Source organism: Streptomyces sp. NPDC085900 (genome assembly GCF_044540925.1).
GTDB lineage: Bacteria > Actinomycetota > Actinomycetes > Streptomycetales > Streptomycetaceae > Streptomyces > Streptomyces gilvifuscus.
The window spans coordinates 507,586-521,963 of sequence record NZ_JBITSP010000004.1; the positions used below are offsets into that span (position 1 = coordinate 507,586).

The window sequence follows — 14,378 nt, forward strand, 5'->3', positions numbered from 1 at the left end:
GCCCCCGTCCCCACGGTGCGGCGCGACCAGGCCGCCGTCCAGTCATCCCGTGGACGGCGACCCGGGTCTCAGGTGAGTCCGAGCGCGGGCAGCACGGCGGCCTCCACGAAGCGGACCAGATAGTCGGGGTCGGCGTACTCGCCGTCCACGACCGGCCGGGCGCGGGCGACGCCGAACATCTGCGCGGGGATGTACTCCAGCGCCGGATGGTCGGCGGCGATCTCGCCGCGCTCGACTCCGCGCCGCAGCAGTTCCTTCAGCGCGGCGATCTCCGGGTAGACGATCGCCTCGCGCAGCGCCTGCGCGAGTTCGGCGTCCTGGGTGACGGCGTGCCCGAGGGCCTGCAGCAGTTTGGTGTCGTTGGTCGACCAGCGGCCCACGGCCCGCGCGGCCTCGCGCAGATCGCCGGCGAGCGAGCCGGTGTCGATGCTCCCGAAGCGGGACCTGCGGCGCGAGCGCAGGGCGGCGACCACGAACTGGGGCTTGGTCTTCCACTGCCGGTAGAGCGTGGACTTGCTGCAGCGGGTGCTGGCGGCGACGCCCTCCATGGTGACGGCGTCGTAGCCGCATTCGCGGACCTGCTCGAGCACGGCGTCGAAGAACTCCCGCTCACGCTCGGGCGTGATCTTGGAGCGGCGCGAGGCGGCGACCGTCTCCGGTCCGTCCGCTGCCTGCGACGTCATGTGCTCGTCTCCCCTCTGCCTCGGCTCGGAGTCCGGTGGTGCTCCACCACGACTCTATTCCCGAAAGTCACTGTGTCCTTCCTCTATCGATACGTGAGTGTACCGGAACGCAGTCGTATCGGTACACTCACGTATCGGAACGCTTCCGTTTCGGGACGTTGGCGTACCGATGAGTTCCGGCCGCGACAGGGGTCTCGACTCGCACCACCACACGCACCTCGTCAGCGAAGGGGCCGGGGGATGACAGCCCACACCGAGCCTGCAGAAGGAGAGGCCCGCGCGACCGCGCGGCCTCCGCTCGTCCGTGAGCTCCTGCTCGTCGCAGGGCTCTTCCTCGTCTACAAACTCGGCCGGCAGCTGGCGACCGGCCACACCGGTGAGGCGATCCACAACGCGCACCGCGTGTGGGACCTGGAACGAGCGGTCCGTCTGCCCGGCGAGGGCTCGGTGCAGTCCGCCCTGCTGCACGGCGACACGCTCGTGCATCTGGCGAACACCTACTACGCCACCGTCCACTTCCCCGCCACGGTGGCCTTCCTGGTCTGGCTGTACCTGCGGCGGCCCGCGCACTACGTCTGGGCCCGCCGGGTCCTCGCCACGGTCACCTCCGCGGCCCTGGTGCTGCCGTTCGTGTTCCCGCTGGCACCGCCGCGCATGCTGGCCGGCACGGGCCTGATCGACACCGCCAGGGTCTACGGCCCCTCGGTGTACGGGCCGCCGTCTTCGGACCATCTCTCGAACCAGTTCGCGGCGATGCCCTCACTGCACTTCGGCTGGGCCCTGATGGTGGCCGTCGGCCTGATCGCGGCCACCCGGTCCCGGTGGCGCCGGCTGTGGCTGCTGCACCCGCTGGTCACCCTGCTGGTCATCGTCGGGACCGCGAACCACTACTGGCTCGACGCGATTGTGGCCACCGCGATGCTCGGTACGGCGCTCGCCCTGATACACCGGCCGCGGCACACGATCTCCACGGCGGGCCGGGGCGGCGCCGCGCCTGCCCCCGCCGAGGACAAGATCCTGGTGGGAGCGGCCCGATGACCGCCACACTCGTCGCCGTCGCCCTGTCCCTGGTCTCCGCCGTCGCCTACGCGGCCGCGGCCGTCGCCCAGGAACGGCTCGCCGCCCGCAGCTCCGGCACCGGCACGCTGCGCCTGCTGGCCGCCGGCGCCTGGTGGGCCTCCGTCGGGCTGAACGCGGGGGCGGCCCTGCTGCACGTCGTGGCCCTCAAGTACGGCCCGCTGACCGTCGTACAGCCCCTCGGCGCGCTGACTCTGGTCGCCGCGGTGCCGATGGGCGCGCGCGTGGCCGGGCGGAAGGTGAGCTCCGCCGAGTGGCGGGGCACCGCGCTGACGCTCGCCGGGCTGGGCGCGATCCTCGTCACCGCTTCGGGGCAGGCCCCGGAGGCCGTGCTCAGCGTGCCCGAGGCGCTCGCGGTCGCCGGGGGCACCACCGCGCTGATCGGCGCGCTGGCCCGGCCGGGCGCCAAGCCGGGGCTGCGGCACGCCACCGCGTCGGGCTTCGCCTCGGGTGTCGCCTCGGCGCTCACCCAGACCGTGACGGTGGCGGCGACGGACCGTTCCGGTTCGCTGCTGAGCTGGCAGGTGATCGGCGTGGCCCTGCTGGTCGCCGCCTTCGCGGCGGGCGGACTCCTGCTGTCGCAGACCGCATACCGGGGCGGACTGGGCGCACCCCTCGCCATGGTGACGCTGGCGAACCCCCTGGCCGCCGCGGTGATCGGCCTCACGCTGCTCGGCGAACGGCTGCAGGGCGGGGCCGCGGGCATCCTGCTCGCCCTCGCGGGAGCGGGCCTGGCCTCCTGGGGTGTGGTCCTGCTGACCCGGACGACCCCCGGGTTCGTCCCGGCGGACGAGGAGCACCCGGTGGCGGCCGTCCTGGCCCTGGAGCCCGAATCGGCGCTGCTGGAGAACCCGTTGGTGCCCCGGCAGCCGGCCGACCCGGGCCACCTGACGCCGCTGTGACCCCACACCGGCCCGCCGCCGGCCCTCGGGCCTAGCCCAGTCCGCGCGAGTCCTGCTTCAACGCCGTGTCCACCGTCAGCGCCGTGGCCACCACCAGGCTCAGCAGCGGCTCCGGCAACTGGTAGTGGATCTGCAGCACGTAGTTGTCCGCGGTGGTGAACATCGTCTTGGCGAGCCCCTCCCACGTCTTCGTGATCCGCGCGACCTCGTTGCCCGCGTGATCGACGATCGCGAAGTTCCAGGCCCGCCAGTTCTCCGCCTTGATCGCCCCGACCTGCTGGTCGTTCACGACCATCGCGAAGTTGATCTTCCCGATCATGTTCTGCTGCACGATCTCACCGACCGGCGAGCCGTCCGGACGGGACACGACCACCCGGGACTTGAACACCTTCGCGGGCCGGGTCAGCACCAACTGCGGCTGTCCGTAGGCGTCCCGGATCTCCAGCCGGTGCGTCATGAACTGGTCGAAGCTGGAGACGAACCGCAGCGCCTTCTTCAGCGCGCTCTGCCCGACCTCGGTCACCGAGCCGATCTGGTTGCCGTTCTGATCCATGACCGTGTACTCGTTGGTCAGCTCGATCAGCTTGGCCTTCTGGTTGACCACCAGAACCGGCTCGGTGAACAGACTGCCGCCACCGGGGCCGCTGGGCGCGACCCCGGCCTGCTGCTGCACCTGACGCTGCACCCGCGGGTCGGGCCCGGCGGGCTGCTGCGGTACGTGCTGCGGCATCGACTGCTGAGGTACCTGTTGCGGCATCTGCTGCTGAGGTACCTGTTGCGGCATCTGCTGCTGCGGCATCTGCTGCTGCGGTGCCTGCTGAGCCGGGGCCGGCGGCTGCTGCTGGTCCGCGTGAGTGTGCTGGGTCCACTGGGCGCCGTCCCAGTAGCGGAGGGTCTGCGGCGCTCCGTGCGGATCCGGATACCAGCCAGCAGATGTGTTCGATTGTGTGGTCACCGGGGCACACTACCCCGGCACCACCCACGCCCCGCCAGTCCCGCCAACACCGCCTTCATCACCTTTTACCTAGGCGGTGATCAACCCCGGGTCGCTCACCCCGGGCCGCCCGTTCTCGACGTGCCCGGCGAACCGCCGCAGGAACGCCGGGTCGGCCTCGGAGGTGACGGTGAGGTCGTACCAGCGCCGGCTCGCCGCCAGGTCGACGGTGTGCTTCACCGTGGCGCCGGGCCGCACGGTGAGGAACCGTGTCCTGCAGCCGTAGCCGCCGCTCAGCTTGAGACGGACGGTGCCGGAGCCCTTGTTGGTGAGGGCCAGCTCGATGTCGTCGCCGTGGTGGCGGGCGGTGACCTCGGGTCCCGCGGTCTTGTTCACGCCCTTGAAGGCGCGCAGGAAGCCGTTGGGGCCGTGCACGGTCAGGTCGTACGAGCCGCCGGAGTACGCCGAGTTCCAGGTGTCCGCCACCGTCCTGCCGGCCTCGGTGGTGTAACTCCACGGCCCGTCGGTGCGGTTGGCGGAGGTGACGAGGAAGGCGGCGCCCGCCTTCGCCCCCGAGGCGAAGGTGAGGGTGAACTTCCCGGCGGCGGTGTCCACCGAACCATCCACGTACGGGGCGTACTTGAGCGGGCGGGCGGGGCGCAGGCCGGGCTCCTGCTTCGGCAGCGAGCCGTTGGCCGGCGGGGTCGGCACGTAGTCGGGGTGGCGGTTGTGGTCCGGCGGCAGGTAACCGTCCGTGGCGGGCAGGGCGACGGGCTCGACGTCCTTGTGGGAGAAGTCGAACGCCGAGGTCAGGTCGCCGCAGATGGCGCGCCGCCAGGGCGAGATGTTCGGCTCGTGCACCCCGAAGCGGCGCTCCATGAACCGGATGATCGAGGTGTGGTCCATCGTCTCGGAGCAGACGTAACCGCCCTTGCTCCAGGGCGAGACGACGAGCATCGGCACCCGCTGGCCGAGCCCGTAGGGGCCGGCCGGGTGGCTGCCGTCGCCTTTGAACAGGTCGGGACCGACGTCGACGGTCGACTTGCCCTGCGCGGCCGAGCCGGGAGCGAAGGGCGGGATCTGGTGGTCGAAGAAGCCGTCGTTCTCGTCGTAGGTGATGAACAGGGCCGTCTTCGCCCACACCTTCGGGTCGGACGTCAGGGCGTCCAGTACCTGGGCGACGTACCAGGCGCCGTAGTTGGCGGGCCAGTTGGGGTGCTCGGTGAAGGCCTCGGGGGCCACGATCCAGGAGATCTGCGGCAGCGCGCCGCCCTTGACGTCGGCCTTCAGCCGGTCGAAGAACCCCTCGCCCTTGCGGGCGTCGGTGCCGGTGCGGGCCTTGTCGTAAAGAGGGTCGCCGGGCTGGGCGTTCTGGTACTGCTTGAAGTAGAGCAGCGAGTTGTCGCCGTAGTTGCCGCGGTAGGCGTCCTGGATCCAGCCCCAGCCGCCGGCCGCGTCGAGGCCGTCGCCGACGTCCTGGTAGATCTTCCAGGAGACGCCGGCCTTCTCCAGGCGCTCGGGGTAGGTGGTCCAGGCGTAGCCCGCCTCGTCGTTGCCGAGGACCGGGCCGCCGCCCTGGCCGTCGTTGCCCGTGTACCCGGTCCACATGTAGTAGCGGTTGGGGTCGGTCGAGCCGATGAACGAGCAGTGGTAGGCGTCGCAGACGGTGAAGGAGTCGGCGAGCGCGTAGTGGAACGGGATGTCCTCGCGGGTCAGGTAGGCCATCGTCGTGGACCCCTTGGACGGCACCCACTTGTCGTACTTGCCCCCGTTGAAGGCGGCGTGCCCGTCGTTCCAGCCGTGCGGCAGGTCCTGGATGAACGCCAGGCCCGGGTCGTCGGCGTCCGGGTGGAACGGCAGGATGTCCCTGCCGTTGGCGTCGGCCTGGTACCAGACCGGCTTGCCGTCCTGCCGGGTCACGGCCGGGCGCGGGTCGCCGAAGCCGCGGACGCCTCTGAGGGTGCCGAAGTAGTGGTCGAAAGAACGGTTCTCCTGCATCAGGACGACGATGTGCTCGACATCCTCGATCGACCCCGTGCGATGGTTCGCGGGCAGCGCGGCGGCGCGCTGGATGCTGCTGGACAGGGCGGTGAAGGCGCTGGTCGCGCCCGCGAGTTGGAGGAATCGGCGCCGATTGACTTCGGGCATGGGTGAGTGCCTCTCATCCTGGGTGCGGATGGCCGGAACGTGACGGATTGCGCGCGGTGCGAGTGTTCCAAGAGCGACGAACGTCAGGGAAGGGTGCGGTGGCGTCCGTGTGAAAGTCGTCGGTACGAGCGGTGCGGCGGACCGCTTCCGTCAGACGGAAGCGCCCTTGCCCGCCTGGGCCGGACGTCACGAATCTGAGTCCCACCACGGCACGCGGGGCGACGGCGCCCCGCTCTCAGGGACGGGAACGCCATGCCTCACATCACCGCCTTCGCCAGGAACCAGTGGTACGTCGCCGCCTACAGCCACGAGGTCGGACGCGAGGAGCTGCTCGGTCGGACGGTCCTCGGTGAGCCCCTCGTCTTCTACCGGACCGAGGAGGACGGCACGCCGATCGCGCTGGCCGACCGCTGTGTGCACCGCCGCTTCCCGCTGCACGAGAAGCCCGGCCGGCTCGACGGCGACCGGCTCGTGTGCGGCTATCACGGCTTCACCTACGACACGACCGGCACCTGCGTCTACGTGCCCGGCCAAAAGCGCGTACCGCGCACCGCCCGGGTCGCCTCCTACCCCGTCGTCGAGCAGGACTCGCTGGTGTGGGTGTGGATCGGCGACCCGCAGCTGGCCGACCCGCAGACCATCCCGCGCGCACGGCACCTGGACTCCCCCGGCTGGGTCACCGTCCGCGGCATGGAGCCCATCGACGCGGACTACGGGCTGCTCGTCGACAACCTCCTCGACCTGTCCCACGAGACCTATCTGCACGGCGGTTACATCGGCACACCCGAGGTCGCCGAGACGCCGATCACCACCGAGGTCGACGAGGGCGCGGGCATCGTACGGGTGAGTCGGCACATGGACGACGCCGAGTGCCCGCCGTTCTACGCCAGGTCCACCGGCATCGAGGGCCGGATCACGCGCTGGCAGGACATCGAGTACCACGCCCCCTGCCTGTACCTGCTGCACAGCCGGATCGCCCCGGTGGGTGTGGTGCCGGAGGCCGACGGCAGCGACCCGAACGCCTTCCACACCGAGATCACGTACGCGATCACCCCGTCGTCCGACGGCCACGTCTACGACTTCTGGATGGTCTCCCGCGACTGGGCGACCGAGGACGCGGAGGTCACCGAGTTCCTGCGGGGCAACAACCACACCGTGGTGATGCAGGACGTGGACGCGCTCAACCTGCTGCAGCGGACGCTGGGTTCGGAGCGGACCGGCTACCAGGAGCTGAGCATCAACATCGACACCGGCGGCCTGGCCGCCCGCCGCATCCTCGCCCGGCTGGTCGAGGAGGGCGACAAGCCCGTGGAGAAGGTTCTGTGAGCAACGGCACCGGCGAGATCTACCGCATCGACTGGCTGCCGGGCACCGACGTCCTGCACGGCACCTGTCACTGCGGAGCCGAGCACACCGCCCAGGACCCGGTGGAGATGTGGGAGTGGATGCTCGGCCACCCCGAAGGACACCGGCCCCCGGAAGGCAGCGCCGCATGAGCGTGTACGAGGCCGAACTCGTCGTCGGCGTCCGGGAGTTGGCGGCCGACGGCGTGCTCGCCCTCACCCTGCGCCATCCCCTCGGCGAGGAACTGCCGGCCTGGGAGCCGGGCGCCCATGTCGACGTCGTGCTCGGGCCGGAGCTGGAGCGGCAGTACTCGCTGTGCGGGGACCCCGAGGACCGTACGGCCTGGCGGATCGCCGTGCTGCGCGAGCCCGCCGGGCGGGGCGGATCGGCCCATGTGCACGAGCAGTTGGGGGTCGGCGACAAGGTGCGGGTGCGCGGGCCGCGCAACCACTTCCGGTTGGAGAACGCGCCCCGCTACCGGTTCGTCGCCGGCGGCATCGGCATCACGCCGATCCTGCCGATGCTGGCCGCGGCCGAGGCGGCGGGCGCCGACTGGACGCTGCTGTACGGCGGCCGCACGCGTGACTCCATGGCGTTCACCGAGGAGTTGGCGCGGTACGGCGACCGGGTGACCGTCGCCCCGCAGGACGAGACCGGACTGCTGGACCTCGGTTCCGTCCTCGACGGTCTGCCGGAGGGCACGCTGGTCTACTGCTGCGGTCCCGGCCCGCTGCTCGACGCGGTCGAGGAGAGCTGCCCGGCCGGGCGGCTGCGCGTCGAGCGGTTCGCGCCCAAGGTCCAGGAGGGCGGTGAGAACGGCGAGTTCGAGGTGGAGCTGGCGCAGAGCGGCCGCACGGTCACCGTCGCGCCGGACGTCTCGGTGCTGGACGCCGTCCGGGCCGCGGGCGTCGAGGTGCTGTTCTCCTGCACCGAGGGCACCTGCGGCACCTGCGAGACCGACGTGCTGGAGGGCACCCCGGACCACCGGGACTCGGTGCTCACGGACGCGGAACGAGAGAGCGGGGAGACGATGATGATCTGTGTGTCCCGCTGTCGCGGCAGGAGGCTCGTGCTGGATCTCTGATCCCGCCGCCACACGGCTCCTCCGGAGTGTCAACAATTTCGTCAGCCGAACCATTGACCGTGCGGGACGCGGCACTCTAGGTTCCCTGCACGCCAGTTGAGCACTACTGTGCGGTGCGCGCACAGCCTGTCGGAACACCGTTGTCTGTACAGGAGGAGCCATGCGTCGTCTGCTCGCCGGCCTCAGCGCCGGCGCCTTACTCCTCGCCGCGACGGCCTGTGGCTCGTCCGGCGGCGGGTCGTCCGGTGGAGGCACGTCGTCCGGGGGCACCACCACGGTCAAGGTCGGGCTCATCCCGATCGTGGACGTGGCGCCCCTGTATCTCGGGCAGAAGAAGGGCTTCTACGAGAAGCAGGGCCTGAAACTGTCCCTGACGCTCGCCGCCGGAGGCGCCGCCATCGTGCCCGCGGTGGCCTCCGGCCAGGACCAGTTCGGGTTCTCCAACGTGTTCTCCCTGATGCTCGCCCAGACCAACGGCGTCGCCCTGAAGGCGATTTCGAACGGCGTCGCCTCAACGGGCGTGCAGGGAAAGGACTTCGGGGCCACCTTGGTGAAGAAGGACAGCTCCATCAAGACGGCGAAGGACCTGGAGGGCAAGAAGGTCGCCGTCAACACCCTCAAGAACATTGTGGAGTTGTCCGTACGGGAGTCGGTGAAGAAGGCCGGCGGCGACCCGGACAAGGTGAAGTTCGTCGAGATCCCCTTCGACCAGATGGCCGCCGCGCTCGACAAGGGCCAGGTCGACGCCGCCATGGCGGTCGAGCCCGCCCTCACCACCATCAAGGCACAGGGCGGCCGTGAGATCGCCTCGTCGCTGGTGGACGTCGCCCCGGACCTCACGGTGGCGATGTACTTCACCTCGCAGCAGTACGCGCAGCAGAACCCGGCCGTGGTGAAGAAGTTCCGGACGGCCACCGCCCAGTCCCTCGCCTACGCCGACTCCCACCCGGACGAGGTCCGGCAGATCGTCGCCACGTACACCAAGGTCCCGGCGTCGGTCCTGGCCCGGATCACCCTGCCCAAGTGGCCGGCCGACACGAACCGCGCCTCCGTCGAGACGCAGGCGAAGCTCGGCGAGGGGTTCGGGTTCTTCAAGAAGTCTCCCGACCTGGACACGCTGCTGCCGTGAGGGGCGTGAACGCCGCGCTGGGCGCGGCCGGGCTCGCGGCCTTCCTCGCCCTGGGCGAGGCGGTGCCGCGGCTCGGCCTGGTCAAGGAGGCCTACTTCCCGCCGACCAGCCGCGTCGCCTCCGCGCTGGCGGACGAGGTGTCCGACGGCGCGTTCTGGTCGGCGCTCGGCGACACCCTCGTCGGCTGGGCGATCGGCCTCGCGATCGCGGTCGGCGCGGGCGTGGTCGCCGGCGTGCTGATCGCGATCGTGCCGTACCTGCGGGAGACGACGGCCTCCACGATCGAGTTCCTGCGCCCGATCCCCTCGGTCGCCCTGATCCCGCTGGCGGTCCTGCTGTACGGCACCCAGCTGAGGTCGGTGCTCCTCCTCGTCGTCTACGCCTCCTTCTGGCAGGTCCTCATCCAGACCCTGTACGGGGTCCAGGACGTGGACCCGGTCGCCGAGGAGACGGCACGGTCGTTCGGGCTGGGCACCTGGGCGCGGGTACGGCATGTGCTGTGGCCGACCGCGCTGCCGTACGTCATGACCGGCGTCCGGCTGGCCGCCGCGGTGGCGCTGATCCTCGCCGTCACCGCCGAACTCGTCATCGGAGCACCGGGGTTGGGCCAGCGGATCGCGGTCGCGCAGGCCTCGCAGGCGGTGCCGGAGCTGTACGCGCTGATCGTGGTCGCCGGGCTGCTGGGCCTGGTCGTCAACGTCGGCGCGCGCACGGTGGAGCGGCGGGCTCTGGCCTGGCACCAGTCGGTGCGCGGGGAGGTGGCGGTGTGAGGCGTCCGCTGCTGCGGCTGGTGTTCGTCGTCGCCCTGCCGGTGGTGCTGGTCGCGGTGTGGTGGGCCGCGTCCGACGGCAGCACCGACCCCTTCTGGCCGCCGCTGCGCACGATCCTGAAGACCTTCCCGGACGTCTGGACGGCCGACCGGCTGCGCGCGGACGTCCTGCCGAGCGTCCTGCGCCTGGCGGCCGGGTACGCGCTCGCGGCGGTCGTGGGCGTCGCGCTCGGCACGTTCATCGGCTCCTACCGGCGGGTGCGCGCGGTGTGCGAGCCGGTCCTGGAGTTCCTGCGGGCGATCCCGCCGCCCGTCCTGGTCCCGGTGATCATGCTGTTCGCGGGGATCGGCGACACGATGAAGATCGTCGTGATCGCGAGCGGCTGTGTCTGGCCGGTCCTGCTCAACACCGTCGAGGGCGTGCGCGCGGTCGACCCGGTGATGCTGGAGACGGCCCGCGGTTACGGCATCACCGGCGTGGCCCGCCTGCGTGACCTGGTGCTGCGCTCGGCGAGCCCGCAGATCTTCGCGGGCCTGCGCCAGGCGCTGTCGATCGGCATCATCCTGATGGTCATCAGCGAGATGTTCGCGGCCAGCGACGGCATCGGCTTCACCATCGTCCAGTTCCAGCGCGGCTTCGCCGTCCCCGACATGTGGACCGGCATCCTGGTCCTCGGCCTGCTGGGCTTCCTGCTCTCCGTCCTCTTCCAGCTGGTGGAGCGGCGTGCCCTGGCCTGGTACCACGGCCTGCGCGCCGCCACCCGGCGGTCATCGTGAAGCTCGTGAAGGGGCGGCCCGTGCACGCGCTCGTCGTATCCGGCCTGCGGAAGGTCTACGAGGGTTCCGGCCGCCGCGTCGAGGCGCTGCGCGACCTCACCTTCACCGTGGAGGCGGGCGAACTGGTCTGTCTCGTCGGCCCTTCGGGCTGCGGCAAGACGACGCTGCTGAAGTGCGTGGGCGGGCTGCTCGCACCCACGGCCGGCCAGGTGGTGCTCGCGGGCCGGCCGGTCACCGGACCGCCGCCTGGCATGGCGTTCGTGTTCCAGGAGTACGGGCGCAGCCTCTTCCCCTGGATGCGGGTCGGGGAGAACGTCGAACTGCCGCTGAAGCAGAAGGACTTGAGCCGGGCGAGGCGGCGGGAGCTCGTCGCCGACGCGCTGGAGTCGGTCGGACTCGCGGATGCCGCGGGGGCGTATCCGTGGCAGCTCTCGGGCGGTATGCAGCAGCGGGTCGCCATCGCCCGCGCCCTCGCCTACGAGCCGCAGGTGCTGCTGATGGACGAGCCGTTCGCCGCCGTGGACGCCCAGACCCGCGCCGAACTGGAGGACCTGGTGCGCGGGCTGTGGCGGGAGCGCGGGATCACGATCCTGTTCGTCACGCACGACATCGACGAGGCCGTCTACCTCGGCGAGCGGGTGGTGGTGCTGTCCGCCTCGCCCACCGTCGTGCAGGAACAGCTGAAGGTGGATCTGCCCGTCGAGCGCGACCAGTTGCACACCCGCGTGGACCCGCGCTTCGCCGAGCTGCGCACGCATGTGTACGAGCAGATCCAGGCGGCGAAGCGCGGACCGGCGGCGTCCGGCCGGGGCTGAACGTCAGGCGGTGACGATGTCCGCCTTGAGCGGCAGCAGGGCCTGGGCGATCGTGCCGATGGTCGCCTCGTCCACCCCGGCCTCGGTGAGGGCGCCGGCCAGGTGGTCGACGACCTTGCCGAAGGCGTCGTCGGTGATGGCCAGATGCTCGTGCGCATTGCGCATGGAGCGGCCGGAGTAGGGGCGGGTGGCGCCCAGGGCCTGGCCGATGAAGCGGCGTTGGTGCTGCTTGAGGCGGTCCAGGTCCACCCCCGTGAAGTACGGCTGGAGATCGGGGTCGCCGAGCACCCTGTCGTAGAAGAGGTCGACGACGGCCCCGACGGCGTCCTCCCCTCCGAGCTGCTCGAAGAGGGTCGGGGAAGCGGCCGGGGCCGGCGTGCCGGAGGTGGTGTCGGTCATGGGGTCAGCGTCGCGACGCCGTCTTGCCGGAGCGTGAGGAGACGGTTTCCGGGCTGTCAGAAGGCCCTCCGGCGGCCCCGGGACCGCGGTGAACTCTTCGCAACCGGCTCCTCACCCGGCGAGTGGACGCCGGAAACAGTGGGTCAGCTGGTCAGGTACGCCTCCACCTCGCTGAACTGGCCCGCGGGCCAGCCGGTGTTGGCGCTCACCGACAGCCGCAGGTACCGCAGGTTCGTGCTCGCGGGCAGCGAGACGGTGGCCGTGTTGCCGGTCGCCGGGTCGAAGCGGTAGCCGGCGGAGCCGATGACGGTCGAGTAGGAGGAGCCGTCGGTGCTGCCCAGCACGGTGATGGTCTGGGTGCGCGCGCCCCACGCGGAGGACGGCGGCAGCTTCAGCACCAGTCGGCGGACGGCGTAGGACGAGCCGAGGTCGACCGTCCAGGACTGCGGGAAGGCGTTGTTGGCCGACTCCCAGTAGCTGTTGGCGTCACCGTCGACGGCCTTGCCGGGCGTGTAGACGTCCTGCGAACCGGTCGCGGTGGCCGGGCGGCCCTTGGCCAGGTTGCGGTTGGGGTCGGGGTCGGGGTTGCCCTGGCCCGGCTGCGGCCAGGTGGAGCAGTCCGCCCAGGTGCTGCTCCAGCCGGAGTTGCCGCCGCCGTCGGTGAGGCTGAAGGTGCCCGAGCTCGCCGGGTAGGGGCAGTTGTAGACGCCGGCGACGCCGACAGCGGCGGCGCTGACGTTGCGGAAGGTGGCGGCGCCCTGCGCCTCGGCCTGGACCACGACCGTGCCGGTGTTCTTCACGGTGGCGCCGTCCACGGTGACGTTGCGGACCGGGTAGCCCTGCCCGCCTCCGGAGACGAACTCGAAGGCGCTGTAGGGGCTGTCGGTGATCGTGGTGTTGGTGATGTTCACCGTCGCGTTGATCGCGCTGTCGTAGGAGTCGACGCGCAACGCGCCCATCGGGTGGTTCCAGTTGGGGTTCATCGCGCCCGCGCGGACGAGGGTGTTGCCGTCGACCGTGATCGTGCCGGCGAGCGGGGAGAACGGGTCGAGGAACTTCTGGTTGGAGATCGCGATGCCGCTGCCGAGGGCGTTGGTGTCGGAGACCAGGTTGTTCTTCACGGCGATGTCGGTGCCGCCGTAGATCGCGATGCCGTTGGCGAGGTTGGGCTGGGAGATGGTGTTGTTCTCGAAGCTGCTGTTGCTGTCCGCCCCGTTCAGCGACCACATGGCGAGCGAGTCGTCGCCCTGGTTGCGCAGGAAGTTGCCCCGCACCCGGACGCCGTGCGCGTTGCCGTTGAGGTTGAGGCCGTCGGCGGTGGTGTCGAGGATGCGGCTGTTCTCGACGACCAGGTTGTCGTTGTTGCCCATCAGCCACAGGCCGACCTTCATGTGCTGGATCCACATCCCGGAGACCGAACTGTTCGGCCCCAGAGCCCCGTTGACGAAGTTGTCGGGGTTGGAGTCGACGCGTTCGGTGACCTCGCCCATGACCGCGAAGTCCTTGATGTGGACGTTGCCGGAGGAGCTGGACTGGTCGATGAAGCGGGAGGTGTGCACGACCGAGTACCAGCTGCCCGCGCCTTGGAGGGTGACGTTCTGGACGCCGCCCAGGGAGGAGGTCAGCCGGTAGTCGCCCGGCGGGATCCACACCACACCGCCCTGCGCGGCGGCGATGGCGTCCCGGAAGGCCTGGGTGGAGTCGCCGCTGCCGGTGGGGTCGGCGCCCTTGGAGGTGACCGAGACGGAACCGGCGGGCTGGCCGGCGGCCTGGCCGACCTGCTCGAAGTCGGCGACGTCGACGGTGACCTGGGTGCCGGTGGCCTGGAAGGCGACCTTGTCGCCCTGCTGGACGTTCTGGCCCAGCAGGAGCCGGGAGTTGTCGAAGAAGTGGTGCGTCTTGGCGCCGGGGATCCAGCCGGTGTCGATGTAGGAGTACTTGGAGGTCACCGGCAGGGTCTTGGAGATCTTGGTGCCGTTGACGTACACGTCGAGCGAGCCCGACTGGCCGTCCGGGACGCTGTAGGCGAGGTTCACGGCGTTGGCCGCGCGCGGCACGGTGAACTCGACGCGCTGGCCGGCGGAAAGGCGTACCGCCTGCCGTCCGGAGGCCTCGGAGGCGAGGGTGCCCTGGGTGTAGTCGGGGCCGATCTTCGTGCCGGTGGTGGTGGCCGACTCGGCCTCGACCGAGGTGAAGTGCAGGGTGGCGCCGGCGGCCGCGTGGGCGGCGGGAGCGATCGCGGTGAGCAGGCCGGCGGAGAGGGCGACCACCATGGCGGCTGGCATGCCCCTGACAGTTCTGCGCATGTGCTGATCCC

Annotated in this window: 14 protein-coding genes; 9 read left to right on the forward strand and 5 right to left on the reverse strand. The window is 70.8% G+C overall.

The features are described from left to right. Positions 1–68 precede the first annotated feature (68 nt). Positions 69–683 (reverse strand): TetR/AcrR family transcriptional regulator, encoded by a 615-nt coding sequence (locus ACIGDI_RS16400; protein ID WP_200699643.1) that lies wholly within the window; start codon positions 681–683, stop codon positions 69–71. Between the two features lie 240 nt (positions 684–923). On the opposite strand from ACIGDI_RS16400, the gene ACIGDI_RS16405 reads away from it, so the two are divergent. Both ACIGDI_RS16405 and ACIGDI_RS16410 read left to right on the forward strand, forming a co-directional pair. Beyond that, positions 924–1,721, forward strand: a complete 798-nt coding sequence (locus ACIGDI_RS16405) for a phosphatase PAP2 family protein (RefSeq protein WP_399896468.1) — start codon at positions 924–926, stop codon at positions 1,719–1,721. Further along, entirely contained in the window at positions 1,718–2,662 is a 945-nt protein-coding gene (locus tag ACIGDI_RS16410) for a hypothetical protein (protein ID WP_399896471.1), read from the forward strand. Before ACIGDI_RS16405 ends, ACIGDI_RS16410 begins: the two co-directional genes overlap by 4 nt. Positions 2,663–2,693: 31 nt before the next feature. Here the strand turns inward: ACIGDI_RS16410 and ACIGDI_RS16415 are convergent, their stop codons facing one another. Together ACIGDI_RS16415 and ACIGDI_RS16420 are read right to left on the reverse strand one after the other, a co-directional pair. Next, positions 2,694–3,617: a phospholipid scramblase-related protein gene (locus ACIGDI_RS16415; RefSeq protein ID WP_399896474.1), complete on the reverse strand. Its 924-nt coding sequence runs from the start codon at positions 3,615–3,617 to the stop codon at positions 2,694–2,696. A gap of 69 nt (positions 3,618–3,686) precedes the next feature. Then, the gene (locus ACIGDI_RS16420) at positions 3,687–5,744 is read right to left on the reverse strand and encodes a phosphocholine-specific phospholipase C (RefSeq protein WP_399896477.1); all 2,058 of its coding nucleotides are present in this window, start codon (positions 5,742–5,744) and stop codon (positions 3,687–3,689) included. Positions 5,745–5,996: 252 nt separating this feature from the next. On the opposite strand from ACIGDI_RS16420, the gene ACIGDI_RS16425 reads away from it, so the two are divergent. From ACIGDI_RS16425 to ACIGDI_RS16455, 7 genes are all read left to right on the forward strand, one after another. Next, positions 5,997–7,070 carry a Rieske 2Fe-2S domain-containing protein gene (locus tag ACIGDI_RS16425; protein WP_399896480.1) on the forward strand — a complete coding sequence of 358 codons (1,074 nt, stop codon included), beginning with the start codon at positions 5,997–5,999 and terminating at the stop codon, positions 7,068–7,070. Beyond that, the gene (locus tag ACIGDI_RS16430; RefSeq protein ID WP_399896483.1) at positions 7,067–7,240 is read left to right on the forward strand and encodes a hypothetical protein; all 174 of its coding nucleotides are present in this window, start codon (positions 7,067–7,069) and stop codon (positions 7,238–7,240) included. The genes ACIGDI_RS16425 and ACIGDI_RS16430 overlap by 4 nt, the downstream gene beginning before the upstream one ends. After that, positions 7,237–8,172, forward strand: coding sequence for a PDR/VanB family oxidoreductase (locus ACIGDI_RS16435; protein WP_399896485.1), 936 nt, complete (start codon positions 7,237–7,239; stop codon positions 8,170–8,172). Before ACIGDI_RS16430 ends, ACIGDI_RS16435 begins: the two co-directional genes overlap by 4 nt. Before the next feature lie 160 nt (positions 8,173–8,332). Next, positions 8,333–9,301, forward strand: coding sequence for an ABC transporter substrate-binding protein (locus ACIGDI_RS16440; protein WP_399896488.1), 969 nt, complete (start codon positions 8,333–8,335; stop codon positions 9,299–9,301). Then, positions 9,298–10,071 (forward strand): ABC transporter permease, encoded by a 774-nt coding sequence (locus tag ACIGDI_RS16445; protein ID WP_399896491.1) that lies wholly within the window; start codon positions 9,298–9,300, stop codon positions 10,069–10,071. The genes ACIGDI_RS16440 and ACIGDI_RS16445 overlap by 4 nt, the downstream gene beginning before the upstream one ends. Beyond that, on the forward strand, positions 10,068–10,847 hold the full coding sequence (locus tag ACIGDI_RS16450) for an ABC transporter permease (protein ID WP_200699653.1): 780 nt from the start codon (positions 10,068–10,070) through the stop codon (positions 10,845–10,847). The genes ACIGDI_RS16445 and ACIGDI_RS16450 overlap by 4 nt, the downstream gene beginning before the upstream one ends. After that, the gene (locus ACIGDI_RS16455; protein ID WP_399896494.1) at positions 10,844–11,662 is read left to right on the forward strand and encodes an ABC transporter ATP-binding protein; all 819 of its coding nucleotides are present in this window, start codon (positions 10,844–10,846) and stop codon (positions 11,660–11,662) included. Before ACIGDI_RS16450 ends, ACIGDI_RS16455 begins: the two co-directional genes overlap by 4 nt. Before the next feature lie 3 nt (positions 11,663–11,665). Here ACIGDI_RS16455 and ACIGDI_RS16460 read toward each other — a convergent pair whose 3' ends face one another. Then, complete coding sequence (locus tag ACIGDI_RS16460) at positions 11,666–12,061, reverse strand: group 1 truncated hemoglobin (protein WP_399896498.1); 396 nt, start codon at positions 12,059–12,061, stop codon at positions 11,666–11,668. Positions 12,062–12,204: 143 nt separating this feature from the next. After that, a complete protein-coding gene (locus ACIGDI_RS16465; RefSeq protein ID WP_399896503.1) occupies positions 12,205–14,346 on the reverse strand; it encodes a discoidin domain-containing protein in 2,142 nt (713 codons plus the stop codon). Positions 14,347–14,378 lie beyond the last annotated feature (32 nt).

Coding starts and splice junctions, on each gene's coding strand:
- ACIGDI_RS16400 (WP_200699643.1), bottom strand. CDS start 683: ATGACGTCGCAGGCAGCGGACGGACCGGAGACGGTCGCCGCCTCGCGC.
- ACIGDI_RS16405 (WP_399896468.1), top strand. CDS start 924: ATGACAGCCCACACCGAGCCTGCAGAAGGAGAGGCCCGCGCGACCGCG.
- ACIGDI_RS16410 (WP_399896471.1), top strand. CDS start 1,718: ATGACCGCCACACTCGTCGCCGTCGCCCTGTCCCTGGTCTCCGCCGTC.
- ACIGDI_RS16420 (WP_399896477.1), bottom strand. CDS start 5,744: ATGCCCGAAGTCAATCGGCGCCGATTCCTCCAACTCGCGGGCGCGACC.
- ACIGDI_RS16425 (WP_399896480.1), top strand. CDS start 5,997: ATGCCTCACATCACCGCCTTCGCCAGGAACCAGTGGTACGTCGCCGCC.
- ACIGDI_RS16435 (WP_399896485.1), top strand. CDS start 7,237: ATGAGCGTGTACGAGGCCGAACTCGTCGTCGGCGTCCGGGAGTTGGCG.
- ACIGDI_RS16440 (WP_399896488.1), top strand. CDS start 8,333: ATGCGTCGTCTGCTCGCCGGCCTCAGCGCCGGCGCCTTACTCCTCGCC.
- ACIGDI_RS16460 (WP_399896498.1), bottom strand. CDS start 12,061: ATGACCGACACCACCTCCGGCACGCCGGCCCCGGCCGCTTCCCCGACC.
- ACIGDI_RS16465 (WP_399896503.1), bottom strand. CDS start 14,346: ATGCCAGCCGCCATGGTGGTCGCCCTCTCCGCCGGCCTGCTCACCGCG.